The following is a 15809-nucleotide window of genomic DNA, read 5'->3' on the forward strand; positions in this document are numbered from 1 at the left end:
GGACGGCTTCAGGTCGATCAATCCTGAACTCATGCGCCCAGTGTGCCGCGTTCGCCACATCCGGGGGTACCAACTGTTGCGCTCTGAGTAGGTGATGGTGTGCCGGTCGGCGTCACGTCGGGCAGCCAATGCGGTCGCGGTGGTCACGAGTGCGCAGTCGGTATGACCGCGACCGTGATGCGGGCGTACCGGTTCGCCCTGGACCCGACCCCAGCGCAGGTCCGGGATTTGGAGCGCCACGCTGGGGCGGCCCGGTTTGCGTTCAACTGGGCGCTCGCGGCGGTGAAGGCGAACGTCGGCCAGCGGGCCGCAGAACGCGCCTACGGTCTGCACGGCGATCAGCTGACCCCGAGCCTGGGCTGGAATCTGCCCGCGTTACGGCGGGCGTGGAACGCCGCCAAGGGCGAGGTCGCGCCGTGGTGGGCCGAGTGCGGCAAAGAATCGTTCAACACCGGCCTGGACGGCGTGGCTCGCGCATTGCGGAACCTCTCCGAGTCAACGAGGGGCGCGCGCAAGGGTCGCAAGGTCGGTTTTCCCCGGTTCAAGGCCCGACGCCGCACCACCCCGGCAGTGCGGTTCACCACCGGCGCCATCCGCGTCGAGGCTGATCGACACCACGTGAGATTGCCCCGGCTGGGCCGCATCAAGACCCACGAATCCACCCGGAAACTCGCCCGACGACTGGAAGCCGGGACGGCCCGGATCCTGTCGGCGACCGTGCGGCGCGAGGCCGGGCGGTGGTTCTGCTCGTTCACCGTCGAAGTCCAGCGAGCTAGTCGTCAACCGGCCCGGCCGGACCTGGTAGTCGGGGTGGACGTGGGCATCTCCACGCTGGCCGTGCTGTCCACCGGCACGTGTGTGCCCAACCCGCGTCACCTGAGGGCGGCACCGCGCCGGCTGCGGTCGGCATCGAGGACCCTGTCCCGGCGAGTCGGTCCCGACCAGAGTGGCTGGGAGACACGAAACGGACGTGGAGCCGACCAGAAGACCGGAGCTGACCCGGCAGGTGGCTGTGAAACGTCAACCCCGCGCCGGGTAACCGGGCAAGACGAGGACCGCTCGGCGGTAACGGCTAGCTGCGAGTAGAGGCTTACACATGCTCACTCACTCGCAACGGTGAAGAAGAGCACTCTCCGGGGCCGGGCCAGGGGGGCGAGACTGCGGAGATGGATCCGAGCACTCTCGAAGCGCTGTGCGCGGACGCGTGGCCCCCGTTGGTGTCGAAGCCCCTCGGCGACTGGCGCCTGCGCGCGTGCGACGGCTACACGGGGCGCGCGAACAGCGCCTTGGCCGTGGGCGACCCCGCAATCCCGGTGGCACAGGCACTTGAGGCGGTGGTGGGCTTCGCCGACGAGCAGCGGATCCGGCCGTGCGTGCAGGTGATCGTCGGGTCGGAGACCGAGCGTGCGGTCGCGTCGGCGGGCTGGTCGGTGAATCTGGCGCACCCGAAAGGCGCGGAGTCATCGGTGCTGGTCAGCACGCACGCGGTGCCTGGTCCGGCTTGTTCGGTGACCGACACACCGCCCGCGGGGTGGTTCGACCTGGTCGTGGGCGGACCGCCGACCCCGGCGCAGCGGCAGCTGCTCACGTCCGGCCCGCGGGTCGGGTTCGCCGCACTGCACCGGGACGGTCGGCTCGTCGGCGCGGCCCGCGGGTGCGTGGTGGAGGGGTACCTGCACGTTTCGGTCGTGGAGGTGGCCGCGGATCACCGGCGCCAGGGGTTGGGGAGTGCGCTGCTCGCGGGTCTGGATGAGTGGGCGGGCACGGATCACCGGGTGTTGCAGGTGGCGGTCGACAACATGCCCGCACAGGCGCTCTACGCGACCCTCGGGTATGCCGAATCGCACCGGTACCGCTACTGGGTGCCTTAAGCCATGGTCGGCGGGTTTTGGGCCAGCCACTTGCGGCCCTTCTTGGCCGCTCGCTTCAAAGCCGAGCGCTCGCCGAAGTAGTCCGCGGCCATGCCGACGACCGGCAGCAGGCCGATGGCCTTGTGGTAGAAGCGGCCCTGTGGTCGTTTGTCCAGCTCGTCGCCCAACGCGAACAGCGTGCGGCCGAAGCGCCAGAGGGTGCGGCCCGCCGCTTTCACGGTGATCTTGCCGTGCTTCTCCGAGCTTTCCCGGAGGTCCTCGGTCAGTTCCGCGGCAGCGGCGTCCTCTTGTTCGTCGGTCAGGTCGTCGCCGTGGCCCGCGGCCAGCTGGGGGTCGATGTCGCGGTCGAAGAGGATCTTGGCGATCAGCCGGACCCGGTCGGCCTGGGAGTCGTGGCCGTGTTCCGAGGCGATCGCCGAGAGCAGCAGGCCCTGTCCCGCCGTCGCCAGCGCGTCCTGGATGGGGAGGCGGTCGGCCAGGGCGCCGCCGAGACCGGGGATCGAGGCCAGCAGCACGGTGAACCGGCCGACGCGGTTGACCCACCAGCTGTCGCGGTCGTCCACCGACATCGCGTCCCACGCCTCGGTGCCGGGGACCTTCACGCTCTCCAGGCCGTCGAGGAGCTTCTCCAGCAGGTTCCGGTCGACCTTCTCGAGCTGCTTGCCGTCCTCGATGTCGCCCGAGCTCAGCTCGCCCGACTTCGGCAGGACCCGGCGGACCAGGCCCAGGGGATCGGACTCGCGCAGCGCGTCGAGCATCGGGGTCGTCGCCCGGACGAACGGTCGCAGGACGTTGACGACCTGCTTGTCGGTGATGACCTCACCCACGGTTGGTTCCCCTCGCCCGCTCGATCGTCGCCTTCGCCAGCACGTCGCCGATCTTCACCGCCGCCGGGAAGGCGCCGGCCGCGAGCAGCAGGAGGGTGCGCCAATCAGCCAGGACGATCCGGTCGCCACCCGGGGCGACGAGCAGGAACGCCAGAAGTGTGCCCAACCAGGCGAACAGCGGGCCCGCGGCGACCGGGGTGCGGGTGGATAACCGCGACGCGGCGACGACGAGCCAGGGCAGGGTGAACGCGGCCAGCAGCACGGTCACCGGGAACGGGATCGACGCCAGGTTCGGCAGCACCCGGCCGTCGAGCCGCAGCGGCAGGAAGAACAGCTCGACGACCGCGAGCACCACACTGAGCAGCAGCAGGCCGCCGTAGCGCACGCGATCGCCGAGGGTCACCGGTCGGCGCCCACGTGCTCGACCGGCGCGAGGCCGCCGAACAGGTCGCTGTCGGCGTCGCCGGTGGTGTCGTCGGCGAGCACGTAGAACTCCTCGTCGACGACCGGCTGGGCGAGGCCGTTGGACAGCGCGTAGCTGTGGGTGCCGTCGGTGCCCTGCCAGACGCAGATCTGCGTGGCGTGCGCCTGCAGCGCGCGCAGCTTCGCGGGCAGGTAGTCGGCGATGTTGACCCTGGTGGTGATCTCCGAGTCGTCCACCACCGGCAGCTCACCCGGCACGGGCAGCGTGAACGGCAGGTCCGCGACCTCGGCGAGCGCGGCCAGCCCGGCTTCGGTGGCCTGCTTGGACGCCACGGTGTAGTACGTCCGCAGCACGTCAGGGGCGCCCTTCACGGCGGCGACGGTGATCTCGTGGGCCCGGATGTGGTCGGGGTGGCCGTAGCCGCCGTCGGGACCGTAGGTGATCACGACCTGGGGTCTGACGTCGGCGAGGATCGCGGCCAGCGCGTCGGTCTGCTCGGCGAGGTCACCGGTGGCGAAGGCCCGCGGGTGCCTGTTCGCCTCGGCGCCGCCCATGCCCGAGTCGCGCCAGCGGCCCATGCCGCCGAGGTAGCGGTGGTCGGAGACGCCGAGCGCGGCGCACGCGGTCCGCAGCTCGCCGACCCGGTAGCCCCCGAGCTGGTCGGCGGCGTCCGCGGCGAGCTGGCCCAGCGAGCCGGGGATGATCTCGCCCTCCTCGCCGAGGGTGCAGGTGACCAGGGTGACCTGGACGCCCGCGGCGGCGTAGCGGGCGATGGTCCCGCCCGTGCACAGGCTCTCGTCGTCGGGGTGGGCGTGGACGAGCAGCAGTCGTGGTGGGGCTGTCAACATCGGATTCAGCCTATGCGCAAGTAGGGCGACGCGGGTGCGGCTTTGTCCACCGCGCACCGACGTCGAATGGCCGACGCGGGAGTCACAACTTGGAGTCCCCCGTCGAACCCTACTACGCCAGGCTCCCGCGCTCCTCGGCGAAGTGGCAAGCGGAGAACGTGGCGCCGTGACGGACCAGCCGGGGCTCCTCGACGGCGCAGATGTCCTGGGCTTTCCAGCACCGGGTGCGGAATCGGCAGCCCGACGGCGGGTCCGCCGGGTTCGGCACGTCGCCGGTGAGGACGATCCGCTTGCGCCGCCGCTCGCGCTTCGGGTCGGGCACCGGCACGGCGGAGAGCAGGGCCTGCGTGTACGGGTGGGTGGCCCGGTTGTAGATCGCCTCCCGGTCGCCGATCTCGACGATCTTGCCCAGGTACATCACCGCGACCCGGTGCGAGATGTGCCGGATGACCGACAGGTCGTGGGCGACGAACAGGTACGCGAGGCCGAGCTTGCGCTGCAGTTCCTCCAGCAGGTTCACCACCCCGGCCTGCACGGACATGTCGAGCGCGGACACCGGCTCGTCGAGCACGACCAGCTTCGGGTCGAGGGCGAGCGCGCGGGCGATGCCGATGCGCTGGCGCTGCCCGCCGGAGAACTCGTGCGGGTACCGGTTGCGGTGCTCGGGGTTGAGCCCGACCAGTTCCAGCAGCTCGTCGACGCGGCGCTGGGTGCCCTTGGCGCTGTCGGTCCCGTGCACGCGCAGCGGTTCGGCGACGATGTCGTTGACCTGCCAGCGCGGATCGAGCGAGGCGTACGGGTCCTGGAAGACGATCTGCATGTCCCGGCGCAGGGCGCGCAGCGGACCGGGCCGCATGGTGGTCAACTCGTGGCCGTCGAACACCACGGAACCGGACGTGGGCCGGTGCAACTGGAGGATGGCCCGGCCGGTGGTGGACTTGCCGCAGCCGGACTCGCCGACCAGCCCGAGCGTCTCGCCGCAGCGCACCGCGAAGGTCACCCCGGCGACCGCCTGCACCTGTCCGATGGTGCGCGGGATGATGCCGCCGCCACGCACGGGGAAGGACTTGACCAGGTCGCGGACCTGCAGCAGGGGCGTGGTCATGAAGTCGACCTCTCGCCGCGGCGCAGCCTGCGCTCGACGACCGCGAGGTCCTCGGCGACCGGCAGGCCGTGGTCGGCGGCGGTCAGCGCGGCCGGGTTCTCCAGCACGCCGATCTCGTCGTGCTCGAAGAGCTCCCGCGGCCTGCGCAGGCCCGCCAGGTGCCGCCAGCGGTGGCAGCGGGTGAAGTGGTCGCGCCCGTCGGCGGGTTCCAGCGCGGGCTCGGTGTCGTGGCAGGCGTCGATCACCAGCGGGCAGCGCGGGGAGAACGCGCAGCCGGTCGGCAGGTTGATCAGCGACGGCGGCGTCCCCTTGATCGGGGTCAGCCTCCTGCCCAGCACCGCCGGGTTGGGCAGTGAGCCCAGAAGGCCCACGGTGTAAGGCATTCGCGGATATTCGAACAGGCCGTCGACCGGGGCCGACTCGACGACGGTGCCGCCGTACATGACCTGCACCCGGTCGACCATGCCCGCCACGACGCCGAGGTCGTGGGTGATCATCACGATGGCCGCGGCGGTCTCGTCGCGGATGCGCAGCAGCGTCTCGAGGATCTGCGCCTGCACGGTGACGTCGAGCGCGGTGGTCGGCTCGTCGGCGATGATCACGTCGGGGTCGTTGATGATCGCCATCGCGATGACCACGCGCTGGCGCATGCCGCCGGAGAACTCGTGCGGGTACTGCGTGGCGCGGCGGGCGGGCTGCGGGATCCCCACCAGCGCCAATGCGTCCACGGCCTTGGCCCACGCGGCTTTGCGCGAGACGGAGTGGTGCGCGCGGTATGCCTCGGCGAGCTGCCAGCCGATGGTGAACACCGGGTTCAGCGAGGTCATCGGGTCCTGGAAGATCATCGCCACGCCGTTGTTGCGCACGGTCCGCAGCTGTTTGTCCGACAGCCCGACCAGTTCGCGGTCGCGGTAGCGGATGGACCCGGTCACCTTCGCGTTGCGCGGGAGCAGGCCCATGACCGCCATCGATGAGACCGACTTGCCGGAACCGGATTCGCCGACGATCCCCAGGACCTCGCGCGGACGCAGCGCGTAGGACACCGACCGGACCGCGCGGACGTCGCCGTCCTCGGTCGGGAACGTGACGGAGAGGTCGTCGACGGCGAGCACCGGGTCGGTGCGGACGGGGGCCATCAGGCACGCACCTTCGTCTGTCTGGGGTCGAACGCGTCGCGCAGCCCGTCGCCGATGAAGTTCACCGCGAGGGAGAGCAGCACGATGACGACGAAGGGACCCCAGAACAGCCAGGGCCGCATGGTGATCTGCGAGTAGTTCTCGCTGATGATCAGCCCGAGGGAGGTGTCCGGGGACTGGACCCCGAGGCCGATGAACGAAAGGGCCGTTTCCGAGAGCACCGCGGTCGCGACGGCCAGGGTGGCGTTGACCGTGATGCTGCCGATCATGTTGGGCACCAGGTGCCGGAAGATGATCCACCGGGTCCCGGCCCCCGCGGCGCGCGCCGCCTCGATGAACTCCCGCTGGGCGAGGGACAGCGTCTCGCCGCGGGTGATCCGGGCGACCTGCATCCAGCCGAACGCGGCGAGGATGACCGCCACCATGTACCAGCTGCCGTCGAGCGCGCGGACCAGGATCGCCGCGACCGCGATCTGCGGGATGATCAGCATGAGGTCGATGAAGCGGCTGATCGCGCCGTCGGCGAACCCGCGCAGGTAGCCGGCGAGCGCACCGAGGATGACCCCGACGACGGTCGAGCCCAGGGCCACGACCAGCGCGATCTGCACCGAGAGCCGGGTGCCGCGGATGAGCTGGGCGAGCATGTCGTTGCCCGCCTGGATGGTGCCCAGCGGGTGCGCCGGGCTCGGCGGGAGGTAGCCGCGGCTGCGGGTGTCGTCCACCGCGACGGTCCAGAACAGCGGCCCGAGGAAGCCGAACGCCACGACCAGCAGGAACACGGCCAGGCTGGCCACGGCGAGCCGGTGCCGGAAGAACCGGCGCAGGATCATCGTGCTCTGCTTGCGCGCCTTCGTGGTGTCGAACTCGCCGGGCACGTGCGTGACCGCGGGGAGGACCGGGAGGGGCAGGTCGCTAGGCAAGGCGGATCCTCGGGTCGAGGATGCCGTACAGGATGTCGGCAGCCAGGTTGAACAGCACGACCAGTGTGGCCGTGACCATCAGCCAGCCCATGAGCATGTACGGGTCGAACGAGCGGATCGACTGCACCAGCAGGTGGCCCATGCCCCGCCAGCCGAACACCGTCTCGGTGACGATCGCGCCCGAGAGCAGCGCGGCGGAGTTCAGCGAGAACAGGGTGGCCACCGGGATCATCGCGTTGCGGAACGCGTGCCGGAAGATCACCCGGCTCTGCGAGATCCCCTTGGCCCGCGCGGTGCGCACGTAGTCCGAGTGCAGGGTCTCGAGCATCGCGGCCCGCTGGAACCGGCTGTACGCGGCGAAGCTGATCAGCGCGAGCGTCAGGGTCGGCAGCAGGTAGGTGCCCGTGTACTTGAAGACCTGCTCGCCGAAGTCGCCCTGGAAGCCGCCGGTGGCCGGGCTGACCGTGCTCAGCCACCGATCCATGCCCATGGACTCGAGCACGTTGTTGAACTGGATGCCGTAGTTCTTGAGTATCACCGCGACGCAGATGACCGGCATGGAGAACACCAGGAACGCGCTCGACGTGGCCAGGTAGTCCAGGAACGAGTACTGCTTCACGGCGGCGAGCACGCCGAGCGTCACGCCGAGCAGGATCGCCAGGACCTCCGCGCCGACGACGAGCCGCACGGTGATCCACAGAGCCCGCATGGTCGAGTCGAACACGTCGACCTTCGCCTGGCCCAGTGCGATGCTCTGCCCCCAGTCGCCGCCGAGGAAGTCGACCAGCCAGTTCCAGTAGCGCACGATGATCGGCTGGTCGAGACCCATGCTCGATTCCAGGGCCTTGACCTGGGCCTCGGTGACCCCGGGCCTGCCTCGCATCTCCGCGGCCGGGTTGCCCGCCGCGGCGACCATGAAGAACGCCAGCAGGCTCCCGACCAGCAGGATCGGCGCCGAGATCAGCAGCCGTCGAACGGTATAGCGCAACACGGGAACTCCTTGGTGGCGCCCGGGCGGCGGGGGTGGCCGCTCGACCCCAGAGCGGGCGTCGTGCGCCGTGCCGGAGTGCCCGGGCGGAGGGACCGGACCGAGGTTCGGCCCCTCCGGTGGTGCGAGCCGCGCTGGGCGGCTGATCGGCTTACGAGGTCTTGATCCACTCGTTGGCGTTCCAGAGAGCGCCGTTGAACGACTGGAAGTAGACCTTGTCGATTCCCTTCCACGCCCACATGTTCGGCAGTTGGTAGAGCGGTAGAGAGTAGTTGTCCTCGGCGATCAGCTTGTCGGCCTCCGCGTAGGAGCGGCGGGCGGCGTCCTCGTCGAGGTTGCTGCTCGCGCTCTTGTAGGCGGCGTCGACCTTGGGGTTGGAGTAGCCCGACCAGTTCTGGCCGCCGCCGGTGGAGTAGATCGACTTCTGGGTCGACTTGAACGGCGCCGCGGACCAGGCGAACAGCGCGATGTCGTAATCGCCCTGGCTGACCCGGGTGTCGAGGAAGTTCGGGTCGACGTCGTCGATGATCTCCAGGCCCGCGGGCTTGCACTGGGACTGAATCAGCTGCACTGTCTGCTTGCGTCGCGGGATGTCGGTGTGGCTGATCTTGAGCGACACCTTCTCGCCCCCCTTGGTGGCGAAACCGTCCGCGTCGAAGGTGTATCCGGCGAAAACCAGCGTCGTCTTCGCGGCGTCGGCGTCGCCCTGGTAGGCGGCGTAGTTGTCGGTGTAGCCGGCCTCACCCTGGAAGAACGCCAGGCTGCCCAGCGGCTTGGCGGTCTCCAGGACCGGCCGGATGAGCTTGTCGGTCAGCTCCTCGCGGTTGACGCACTGCATGAACGCCCGGCGCACCGCCTGGTCGCGGAGCCATTTGTTCTTGAAGTTGAGGTCGAGGTGCTCGAAGCCGAGGCCGTTGGCCGCGCCGAACCGCACGCCCTGGGAGCGCAGGCTGCGCAGCTGCTCGGCGGCGTTCGCGTCGGGCTGGGCCATCGAGTTGACGTCGACCTCGCCGTTCTCCAGCGCCTGGGCCTGGGCGACCTGGTCGGAGATGCCCCGCAGCACCAGCTTCGCCGGTCCCCCGGGCTTGCCCTGCCAGCGCTCGTTGCGCTCCAGGGTGATCGAGTTGTTCTGCTCGAAGCCGGTGATCTTGTACGGGCCCGACGACGGCATGAGGGCCGCGTCGAAGCCGTTCCACTTCGTCTTCCAGAACTCGGCGACCTTGTTGAGCGTGGCCTTGTCGCTGGTCGGCAGCACCTTGGTGATGTCGGCGACGCCGGTGGCCTGCTCCAGGATGTGCGCCGGAAGGATGTCCGTCGACATGCCGAAGAGGCTCTTGTGGTCGGGGTAGGTGTCCTCGAAGGTGGCCACCACCTCGAACGGGGTGGGGCACTGCACCTTCTCGATCAGCTCGTAGCCGTTCGTGCCCGCGGCGGCGAAGATGTCCTTGCCCTGGGAGTTCTTGATCTCGCCGGTCTGGCTGAGCCAGGCCAGGTGGAAGTCATCGCAGTCCCACGGCTCGCCGTCGGACCAGGTCACGCCCTCCTTGATCTTCCAGGACACGACCTGCGGCACCTTGCTGACGACGTCGACCGACTCCATGACGTCCTTGTTCAGCAGGACCTTGTTGTTGCCGTCGAGCAGGTGGGCGCCGGAGAGCACCTTGGTCAGCGCGAAGGTGTTGTAGGAGTTGTTGGCGTCCGCGGTGACGTTGTTGTACGCCGTGAACGGGTTGTCGGTCGAGACGATGTAGCTCGCGTCCGTCACCGGCACTTCGGGCGAGGTGTAGTTGGCACCCGACTCGCCCTTGGCGATGGCCATCGCCGCGATGTCGCCGGTCGGTTCGGTGCCGCCGCCGTCCTTGCCCGCCGACCCGGCGCAGCCGCTCAGGACGAGCGACGCCCCGACCACCGCGGCCACCGCCGACAGAGTGGACCTCTTCACTGGCACTTGCCCTCCTACCCGACGCCGCGCCCGCACCGGTCTGGCGCGGGCACAGCCTTCTACTCGCCCCCGGACGGTTCGTTCGGCGGCGCACTCCCGGCGACGGTAGGAACGAGACAGGCATCGGTCACCGGTGGACGGGCGATCGTGACCAAAGGGTGACAACCAGCCGGTAGCACCGTAGGTGACCGTTATCATCACTCACCGAGAGCAGAAATCCGGTGACCCGCAGTGGGCTACTTGGCCGAGCGCCGCCAGGCCGCCGCGCCCGCGAACGGGCCCGACATCGGCGGTCCGGCGGTGACGCCGGTCATATCGTTTCGGACGATGAGATCGTCGGCCTCTTGGTACAGCGGCAGCGTCAGGGCCCGGCTCCACAGCACCGGCTCAAGCGCCGCGAGCGCGGCGGAGAGCGGCACCTCGCCGGTGACGGCGGAGTCGATGGTGCCCTGCAGGGTCGGGTCGCAGAATCCGACCGGGTTGGCCGCGACCGGCGCGGGTGGCTCGTCCGACGCGGTCGCGCAGCCGAAGCGGGTCGCGAGCGCGGTCGCCGGGTCCTGGCTCACCGGCATCGGGGCGATGAGCAGGTCCACCGGGTCCTTGGCGGTCGCCGCCGTCGGGAGCGTGGTGAACAGCTCCGCGGCGGGCGGGGTGACCACCTTGACGGTGATACCGGCGGCGGTGAGCTGCCTGCGCAGTTCCGCCCCCATCGCGGTATAGGCCGGGCGGTCGGCGGGCACGGCGATGACCAGGTTGAGCACCGCGTTCGGCGAGGTCCAGATGCCTGCCGTCTTGAGGTATCCGGCCTCGGTGAGCAGGCGCTCGGCGAGCGCGGGATCCGGACCGGTGTCGGGCCCGGTCGCGGTGTAGCCGGCGGTGCCGGGCGCGAGGACCTGCGCGTTGGCCGTGAGGGCGGACTGCGGGCCGCCGTCGGTGCCCGCCTTGACCAGCGCGCCGCGGTCGACGATGGCGGCGATCGCGGAGCGGACCCTGGTGTCGGCCATGGCGGGGCTGACCGGGCGGAGCAACACGGTCGCCACCGACGGCCGCGCGACCGTCTTATGGGTCACCGTGGCCCCCAGCCCGGCCACCTGCGTGACACCTTCGGCTCCGAGCGCCGTGAGGGCCAGCTGGTTGTGTGCGGTCCGCAGAGCGCCCGTGATGCCGTTGAGGTCCCCGCGGCGCAGCACGATCCGGTCGAGGGCGGCGGGCGGGTCCCAGTAGCGGTCGTTGCGCTCGAGGATGACCTCGCCGCGCACCCGGTCGAGCAGGCGCAGCGAGAAGGGGCCGCCGGTGACCGGGTAGTTGTCGGCCAGGACGTTCGCCCAGCCGCCCGGGCTGTCCTTGACCAGGTGCGCGGGCAGCAGTGAGGAGAACAGTGAGCGCCAGCCGGGGTACGGCTTGGCGAAGGTGACCTCGACGACCCGGCCCGCTTCGCGCGCGGAGATATTGGTGATCAGGCGATAGCCGACGCCGTCGATGACGCCGGGCTCGTCACGCAGCCGCTCCCAGAGGTAGACGAAGTCCTCGGCGGCGATCGGCGCCGCGTCCGACCACGACGCCTCAGGCCGCAGCCGATAGGTGACGGTGTACGGCTCGGTGTTGGTGACCTGCGCGGAGACCATGAGCGTCTGGTCGAGCCGCGGGGTGCCGTCCGGGCCGGTGCGGAACACCGACGGCAGCATGGCCTGCGCCAGCGCGGTGGTGACCATCGACTGGTCGGAGAGTTTGTGCGGGTTCAGCCCGCCCGCGACGCTGTCCACGCCGACCACGGCCTCACCGGGGTTGACCGGCCGCGTGGGCGCCGTCTGCGCCACCTCCGTGGTCACCAGCGGCGGCGGAGGGGCGTTCGTGCAAGACGTCAGGCACACCACGGCCGTCGACGCGGCCAGCACCCACCTGCTCTTGCGCACCCCTGCTCCTCCCACAGTGAGCTGGTCGGCCATGGTGCCATGGTCCCCGCCACGTCACCGGTTCGGCCCAGCCAACCCGAAAACACGCGGGCGGCGCCGGGAGTTCCCGACGCCGCCCGTGTGAGATCGGCTACTACTTCGCGTCGCGGGCCTTCTCGCGCGAACGAGTGCGGCCGCGGGTGGTGGCGTCGAGGATGGCCTTGCGGACCCGGACGAACTCCGGGGTGACCTCGACACACTCGTCGTTGGCGCAGAACTCCAGCGCCTCCTCCAGGCTCAGCTTGCGCGGCCGGGCCAGCGTCTCCATGACGTCGGCGGAGGAGGAGCGCATGTTGGTGAGCTTCTTCTCCTTGGTGACGTTGACGTCGAGGTCCTCGGCGCGCGGGTTCTCGCCCACGACCATGCCCTCGTAGACGTCGGCGCCCGGCTCGACGAAGAACGTGCCGCGGTCGGCGAGCTGGAGCATCGCGTACGCGGTGACCGGGCCCTGGCGGTCGGCGACCAACGAGCCCGAGTGGCGGCTGCGGATCTCACCGGCCCACGGGGCGTAGCCCTCGAAGATGGCGTTGGCGATGCCGGTGCCGCGGGTCTCGGTCAGGAAGTCGGTGCGGAAGCCGATGAGGCCACGCGACGGGACGACGTACTCGACCTTGATGCGGCCGCTGCCGTGTCCGCCCATGTGCTCCAGGCGTCCCTTGCGGTTGGCCAGCAGCTGGGTGATGGCGCCGAGGTACTCCTCGGGGGCGTCGACCGTCAGGCGCTCGAACGGCTCGCACAACTTGCCGTCGATCTGGCGGGTGACGACCTCCGGCTTGCCGACGGTCAGCTCGAAGCCCTCGCGGCGCATCTGCTCGACCAGGATGGCCAGGGCCAGCTCGCCACGGCCCTGCACCTCCCAGGTGTCCGGGCGCTCGGTGTTGAGCACGCGCACGGACACGTTGCCGACCAGCTCGCTGTCGAGACGGGCCTTGAGCACGCGGGCGGTGAGCTTGCTGCCGCCGCTGCGTCCCTGCAGAGGTGAGGTGTTGCAGCCGATCGTCATCGAGATCGCGGGCTCGTCGACGGTCAGCCGGGGCAGCGCCACCGGGTTGTCGATGTCGGCCAGCGTGTCGCCGATGGTGATGTCGGGGATACCGGCGATGGCGACCAGCTCGCCCGCGCTCGCCTCTTCGGCGGGGACGCGGTCGAGGGCCTCGGTGACCAGCAGCTCGGTGATGCGGACGTTGGAGACGGAACCGTCCTCACGCAGCCACGCCACGGTCTGGCCCTTGCGGATCTTGCCCGCGTGGATGCGGCACAGCGCGATGCGGCCGAGGAAGCTCGACGCGTCGAGGTTGGTCACCAGCGCGCGCAGCGGCGAGTCGATGTCGGCCTTCGGCGCGGGGATCTTGGCCATCAGCAGGTCGAACAGCGGGTCCAGGTTCTCGCTGTCCGGGAGGCCGCCGTCTTCCGGCTGGTTCAGGCTGGCCCGACCGGCGCGCGCGGAGGCGTAGACGACGGGCAGGTCCAGCACGGACTCGTCCAGGTCGTCGAGCTCGGAGGCCAGGTCGAGCAGCAGGTCGTGGGTCTCCTCGACGACCTCGGCGATGCGGGCGTCGGGGCGGTCGACCTTGTTCACCACGAGCACGACGGGCAGGCCGGAGGCCAGCGCCTTGCGCAGCACGAAGCGGGTCTGGGGCAGCGGGCCCTCGCTGGCGTCGACCAGCAGGACGACACCGTCGACCATGGCCAGGCCGCGCTCGACCTCGCCACCGAAGTCGGCGTGGCCGGGGGTGTCGACGACGTTGATGACGATCGGGCCGTCGGGCGTCTGGCGACGCACGGCGGTGTTCTTCGCCAGGATGGTGATGCCCTTTTCGCGTTCGAGCTCACCGGAGTCCATGACGCGGTCGACGAGTTCGGCCCGGGCCTCGAAGGCGCCGGACTGACGCAGCATGGCGTCGACCAGCGTCGTCTTTCCGTGGTCGACGTGCGCGACGATCGCGATGTTGCGGAGATCGTTGCGGCGGAGGTCGGCGGAGGCCAACTCGGCGCTGGCGGTCGCTGTGGGCACGCGCGTGCTCCTGGTTCCTTCTCGGGCGTTTTAGGCTCGGGCGTTTAGGGCAGCCCGCAATCGCAGTCAACGCTGAAGGGGGCAGCCGCGCAGCCGAAAGGGCTGCTGATGGCTACCCAAGGATAGCTGGTCCATTGGTGTGAGCAGCACCACGCGCCGATGTGGAGAGGTTAACCTAACCTAAGCAGCACGTTCAGCCGACCGATGGGGCGTCGCGATATGGGTGCGGGCAAAGGCGCTTCACCTGCGGACCGGGTCAAGAAGCTGATGAAAAAGGGCAAGGTCAAGAAGAAGTGCTGCCGCTCGAAGTCGGCATGCAGGAAGTGCCCGGTCCTGGCCCTCAAGCGGGTCAAGGCCGAGATGAAGAAGGCCGCCTAGAGCGGCTCCATGATCGCCTCGTTGTACGGCGCAAGCTCACGACACGTCCGTGTCGCGTCGAACGCGATCACCTCGTAGTGCGCCATCCCGCGCAGCGAGAACGGGTCGGTGGCCAGCAACGCCTTGAGTTTGTCCCGGTTCATCGGCCGGACGATGATCACCTTGCCGGTGCGCGGGTCCCGACGCCCCGAGGCCAGGAAGTAGCCTGCCTCGTACTGCTTGCCGACCCACGCGGTGTGGTCCGGCAGCACGTAATCGATCTCTTGCAGCGGAGCTGTGTAAGTGATCAATACGACGTACATGACCTAAAGGTAAACCTTTGCCAGGGTCCCCGCTGGCCGCTAGCGTGGTATCGATGCGAACTCTCAACGTGACCAAGTGGTGGACCGCCGACCGGCGGCCCTGACCCCTGCGTTGAGCAACGACCAGGCCGCCCGATCGGGCGGCCTTTTGGTTTCCGGTCCGGGTGGCGACTGACCGAGGAGACCCGGAATGACCCGCTTGTCCGCCATCACCCCGTCCGGCCACGCCCACATCGGCAACCACCTGGGCGCCATCAGCCGCTGGGCGACCCAGGGCCGCCCGGGCGACCTCTATTTCGTCAGCGACCTGCACGCGATGACGGTGTCCTACAACCCGGCGCGGCTGCGAGTGCTCTCCCGTGAGCTGCTGGCGGTGCTGGTGGCGGCGGGGATCTCACCGGAACAGGTCTTCGTCCAGTCCGACCTCGTGCGGGAACTGGGGGCGCTGAGCTGGGTCCTGGAGTGCACCTGCTCCTACGGCGAGGCGGCGCGGATGACGCAGTTCATGCAGAAGTCGGATGGCCAGGGGATGGTCCGGCTCGGGCTGCTGACGTACCCGGTCCTGATGGCCGCCGACATCCTCCTGCAGGGCGCCTCGGAAGTCCCGGTCGGCGACGACCAGGCCCAGCACGTGGAACTGGCCCGAAGTCTGGCCCGCCGGTTCAACTCGACGTATGGGGAGGTGTTCACGGTGCCGTCGGCGGTCATGCCCCCGACCGCGGCCCGGGTGCGGGATCTGACGGAGCCCACGCGGAAGATGTCGAAGTCCACACAGGACACAGCGGGAAGCGTCTTCATCCTCGACGAGCCGGACCTGATCCGCCGCAAGATCCGCCGTGCGGTGACGGACGGCTTGGAACGGGTTACCTACGACCCGGACTCGCAGCCGGGACTGGCCAACCTCTTGGAAATCCTGTCGGCGTGCACCGGGACGCCAGTCCGGGAGCTCTCGTTCACGTCGTATGGGGCGGTCAAGGAGGCGGTGGCGGAGGCAGTGATCGAGGAACTGCGTCCGATCCGCAAGGGAGCCATGGAGCTGTTGGCGGATCAGGAGGAACTCGACCGCATCCGCAAGGCGGGCGCGGAACGGGCGGCCGAACGC

15 protein-coding genes are annotated in these 15809 nt (G+C 69.7%); 4 read left to right on the forward strand and 11 right to left on the reverse strand.

The window, feature by feature from the left end; all coding sequences use genetic code 11:
- Positions 1-162 precede the first annotated feature (162 nt).
- Both tnpB and ACRDSQ_RS15450 read left to right on the forward strand, forming a co-directional pair.
- Entirely contained in the window at positions 163-1086 is a 924-nt protein-coding gene (gene tnpB / locus ACRDSQ_RS15445) for an IS607 family element RNA-guided endonuclease TnpB (protein WP_431421856.1), read from the forward strand.
- A gap of 80 nt (positions 1087-1166) precedes the next feature.
- A complete protein-coding gene (locus tag ACRDSQ_RS15450; protein ID WP_431421857.1) occupies positions 1167-1871 on the forward strand; it encodes a GNAT family N-acetyltransferase in 705 nt (234 codons plus the stop codon).
- Here ACRDSQ_RS15450 and ACRDSQ_RS15455 read toward each other — a convergent pair.
- From ACRDSQ_RS15455 to typA, 10 genes are all read right to left on the reverse strand, one after another.
- A complete protein-coding gene (locus ACRDSQ_RS15455) occupies positions 1868-2698 on the reverse strand; it encodes a hypothetical protein (protein WP_431421859.1) in 831 nt (276 codons plus the stop codon). The genes ACRDSQ_RS15450 and ACRDSQ_RS15455 overlap by 4 nt on opposite strands.
- Complete coding sequence (locus ACRDSQ_RS15460) at positions 2691-3101, reverse strand: hypothetical protein (protein WP_431421860.1); 411 nt, start codon at positions 3099-3101, stop codon at positions 2691-2693. Before ACRDSQ_RS15460 ends, ACRDSQ_RS15455 begins: the two co-directional genes overlap by 8 nt.
- On the reverse strand, positions 3098-3970 hold the full coding sequence (gene mshB, locus ACRDSQ_RS15465; protein ID WP_431421861.1) for an N-acetyl-1-D-myo-inositol-2-amino-2-deoxy-alpha-D-glucopyranoside deacetylase: 873 nt from the start codon (positions 3968-3970) through the stop codon (positions 3098-3100). The genes ACRDSQ_RS15460 and mshB overlap by 4 nt, the downstream gene beginning before the upstream one ends.
- Positions 3971-4082: 112 nt before the next feature.
- Complete coding sequence (locus tag ACRDSQ_RS15470; protein WP_431421863.1) at positions 4083-5075, reverse strand: ABC transporter ATP-binding protein; 993 nt, start codon at positions 5073-5075, stop codon at positions 4083-4085.
- Positions 5072-6211 carry an ABC transporter ATP-binding protein gene (locus tag ACRDSQ_RS15475; protein ID WP_431421864.1) on the reverse strand — a complete coding sequence of 380 codons (1140 nt, stop codon included), beginning with the start codon at positions 6209-6211 and terminating at the stop codon, positions 5072-5074. Before ACRDSQ_RS15475 ends, ACRDSQ_RS15470 begins: the two co-directional genes overlap by 4 nt.
- The gene (locus ACRDSQ_RS15480; RefSeq protein ID WP_431421866.1) at positions 6211-7131 is read right to left on the reverse strand and encodes an ABC transporter permease; all 921 of its coding nucleotides are present in this window, start codon (positions 7129-7131) and stop codon (positions 6211-6213) included. The genes ACRDSQ_RS15475 and ACRDSQ_RS15480 overlap by 1 nt, the downstream gene beginning before the upstream one ends.
- Positions 7124-8122 (reverse strand): ABC transporter permease, encoded by a 999-nt coding sequence (locus tag ACRDSQ_RS15485; RefSeq protein WP_431421867.1) that lies wholly within the window; start codon positions 8120-8122, stop codon positions 7124-7126. Before ACRDSQ_RS15485 ends, ACRDSQ_RS15480 begins: the two co-directional genes overlap by 8 nt.
- 148 nt (positions 8123-8270) lie before the next feature.
- The gene (locus ACRDSQ_RS15490; RefSeq protein WP_431421869.1) at positions 8271-10067 is read right to left on the reverse strand and encodes an ABC transporter family substrate-binding protein; all 1797 of its coding nucleotides are present in this window, start codon (positions 10065-10067) and stop codon (positions 8271-8273) included.
- 230 nt (positions 10068-10297) lie between these two features.
- On the reverse strand, positions 10298-11974 hold the full coding sequence (locus ACRDSQ_RS15495) for an ABC transporter family substrate-binding protein (protein WP_431421871.1): 1677 nt from the start codon (positions 11972-11974) through the stop codon (positions 10298-10300).
- Between the two features lie 133 nt (positions 11975-12107).
- The gene (gene typA / locus ACRDSQ_RS15500) at positions 12108-14027 is read right to left on the reverse strand and encodes a translational GTPase TypA (RefSeq protein WP_431421872.1); all 1920 of its coding nucleotides are present in this window, start codon (positions 14025-14027) and stop codon (positions 12108-12110) included.
- Between the two features lie 204 nt (positions 14028-14231).
- Between typA and ACRDSQ_RS15505 the strand changes: the two genes are divergently transcribed.
- Positions 14232-14405, forward strand: coding sequence for a hypothetical protein (locus ACRDSQ_RS15505; RefSeq protein ID WP_431421874.1), 174 nt, complete (start codon positions 14232-14234; stop codon positions 14403-14405).
- Here the strand turns inward: ACRDSQ_RS15505 and ACRDSQ_RS15510 are convergent.
- A complete protein-coding gene (locus ACRDSQ_RS15510; protein ID WP_431421876.1) occupies positions 14402-14707 on the reverse strand; it encodes a YciI family protein in 306 nt (101 codons plus the stop codon). The two genes, ACRDSQ_RS15505 and ACRDSQ_RS15510, sit on opposite strands and share 4 nt — an antisense overlap.
- A gap of 190 nt (positions 14708-14897) precedes the next feature.
- Here ACRDSQ_RS15510 and trpS point away from each other — a divergent pair.
- The coding region (trpS, locus tag ACRDSQ_RS15515) for a tryptophan--tRNA ligase (RefSeq protein ID WP_431421878.1) at positions 14898-15809 on the forward strand (912 nt) is incomplete at its 3' end.

It is taken from the genome of Actinokineospora sp. (genome assembly GCF_050699995.1).
Taxonomy (GTDB): domain Bacteria; phylum Actinomycetota; class Actinomycetes; order Mycobacteriales; family Pseudonocardiaceae; genus Actinokineospora.

What these genes read in the sequence shown, in the direction of transcription:
- tnpB (WP_431421856.1), top strand. Translation starts at nt 163, where the DNA reads ATGACCGCGACCGTGATGCGGGCGTACCGGTTCGCCCTGGACCCGACC.
- ACRDSQ_RS15450 (WP_431421857.1), top strand. Translation starts at nt 1,167, where the DNA reads ATGGATCCGAGCACTCTCGAAGCGCTGTGCGCGGACGCGTGGCCCCCG.
- mshB (WP_431421861.1), bottom strand. Translation starts at nt 3,970, where the DNA reads ATGTTGACAGCCCCACCACGACTGCTGCTCGTCCACGCCCACCCCGAC.
- ACRDSQ_RS15470 (WP_431421863.1), bottom strand. Translation starts at nt 5,075, where the DNA reads ATGACCACGCCCCTGCTGCAGGTCCGCGACCTGGTCAAGTCCTTCCCC.
- ACRDSQ_RS15475 (WP_431421864.1), bottom strand. Translation starts at nt 6,211, where the DNA reads ATGGCCCCCGTCCGCACCGACCCGGTGCTCGCCGTCGACGACCTCTCC.
- ACRDSQ_RS15505 (WP_431421874.1), top strand. Translation starts at nt 14,232, where the DNA reads ATGGGGCGTCGCGATATGGGTGCGGGCAAAGGCGCTTCACCTGCGGAC.
- ACRDSQ_RS15510 (WP_431421876.1), bottom strand. Translation starts at nt 14,707, where the DNA reads ATGTACGTCGTATTGATCACTTACACAGCTCCGCTGCAAGAGATCGAT.